This is a genomic window from Natronolimnohabitans sp. A-GB9 (genome assembly GCF_030848565.1).
In the GTDB taxonomy this organism is placed as follows: Archaea; Halobacteriota; Halobacteria; order Halobacteriales; family Natrialbaceae; genus Natronolimnohabitans.
Genome location: NZ_JAVDDV010000056.1, coordinates 1 through 1689 on the forward strand (window position 1 = coordinate 1; position 1689 = coordinate 1689).

General features: G+C 53.6%; 2 protein-coding genes and 1 pseudogene. 1 reads left to right on the top strand and 2 read right to left on the bottom strand.

Annotated elements, in window-relative coordinates; all coding sequences use genetic code 11:
• Window positions 1-161 (top strand): annotated as a pseudogene (locus RBH26_RS21235) (IS5/IS1182 family transposase); the annotation flags it as partial.
• 253 nt (window positions 162-414) lie between these two features.
• On the opposite strand, the gene RBH26_RS21240 reads toward RBH26_RS21235, so the two are convergent.
• Both RBH26_RS21240 and RBH26_RS21245 read right to left on the bottom strand, forming a co-directional pair.
• Entirely contained in the window at window positions 415-1278 is an 864-nt protein-coding gene (locus RBH26_RS21240) for a DUF6610 family protein (RefSeq protein ID WP_306760362.1), read from the bottom strand.
• A 6-nt stretch (window positions 1279-1284) separates the two neighbouring features.
• The coding region (locus RBH26_RS21245) for a PD-(D/E)XK nuclease family protein (protein ID WP_306760363.1) at window positions 1285-1689 on the bottom strand (405 nt) is incomplete at its 5' end.

A 1689-nucleotide genomic window follows, 5' to 3' on the forward strand; every position in this document is an offset into this window, starting at 1 on the left:
CAAAAGGCTACGCTCAGCGCTGGATGGCGGAAACTTCGTACTCGACGACGAAGCGCTCGCTCGGCGATGCCGTGCGAGCGCTGGGCTGGTATCGACAGTTCCGTGAAATCGTCCTCATGTTCGCCATCATCAACATAGAAAAGCTCTGTGAGCCACTCTAACCCTCATTCAGCAGCTATTCAACAAAGCACTTTCAATAGTTCTGCAAGACCAGGCGATAGGGGAAACTGCTCAGTTTCTGCTACCTTGATCTGTGGAGTGTAGTTACGCTTGTCCATGGGGAATCCACGTACCAGAGCAACCCGGTCATTTGCTGTTGTCCCCACAACACCGTGCTGCCCCAGTAACTGACACCAATAGATTTCTATTGGTAATAACCTTGCCGCTAATCCAGACAGTCACGTTCTCTATAGTTTAATTCTCCATATGCCATACGCGACCTGGGAATGGAACATCGTCACCGGGTGCGAGCAGGGTCTCGTCCGGGAAGGGGGCGGGATCATAGGCACTCACGGGCTTTCTGTATCTCATTCTCTCTCGTCGACCAAGCGTGACATCTACTCCATTCCACTCAGTCCAGATATTCCCAAAGCTCCGCTGGATGCTACCGTAATAGCCACGATTCTGTCGCAAGAACTTGCGGTCGGAGAACGACCAGACGTCGCCCCAGCGTGCCCTCGAGATCGGCACAGCCGTATCTACGGAGTGAACGGGAACGTAGTATTTCTCGGCCTGGAACTGCTTCGTTGGGTGGCCACCCAAGACGTGAACTTCGCGACAATCGCGGTACTCGCTCCAGGGGTGTGGCGTTCCACCGAACCGTTCCTGACACGGCATACCGACACGGAACCGATCGGGAACGTCGAGCGGATGAATGCTCTTCGGCACCATGATGACCGTCTCACAGAACTCTTCGAGGAGTACTGCGTAACGTACGGCCTCGTTGTAGCCGACGTTCTCGTCAATATCAGGTGCCACAGCGTACTTCGGACGTTCTCTCTTCACTACCTCCAAGTGGTGTTCGAAGGTCGCTTCAACGTCATCTGGTCCGTCTATCTCGGTGAATGGCCAGTCCACGAAGTCAATCTGAACGTCTCGAGGCGGTCGGCGGTAGTTAGAGCGGATTCCTACCATGACGCCAGAGCGAGCTGCGGCATACGCTGTGTCAGTGCCTCCATTGACCGTCGTGATGACGTCGACTTTTCGCAACCGCTTCAGAAGCGGTCTGTGTGGATCATTATAGCTGTCGCTGAATAGGGTCTGTTGTACTTGACTCATTTTCTCTCAGTCGTAGTTGGGACCAGGACCGCCACACTTCCCCCAGCGCGAACTACAGATGTTGTAGAAGTCGCACTGCTGATCGTCACCCTCTCCCCATTTACATAATGGTTGTTCCTTGATAGGAAAGTCCTCGCGATCGTTACCGGCTGTCATTTCCTCGATGTACTTATCGATGCGAGAACGGCGCTCGTCATCCAGTTCGCTGACGAGGAAGTCGTCGTTCATCGGAAAGTACCCGGCGACAGCTGCTATGTTCCAGTCATCCTCAAAGAGCATACTGTAGTACTGTCCTTCGAGGAAAATCCCATCGTCCCGATACTGCTCCTTGGGTGTTTTTCCAGTTTTCACATCAACAATCACGACGCCTTCGTCGGCATCGACTTGTGGGACACTCGCGGCTTTCAGGAT

Excerpts from the sequence above, each read along its gene's own strand:
- RBH26_RS21240 (WP_306760362.1), bottom strand. The coding sequence starts at position 1,278 with ATGAGTCAAGTACAACAGACCCTATTCAGCGACAGCTATAATGATCCA.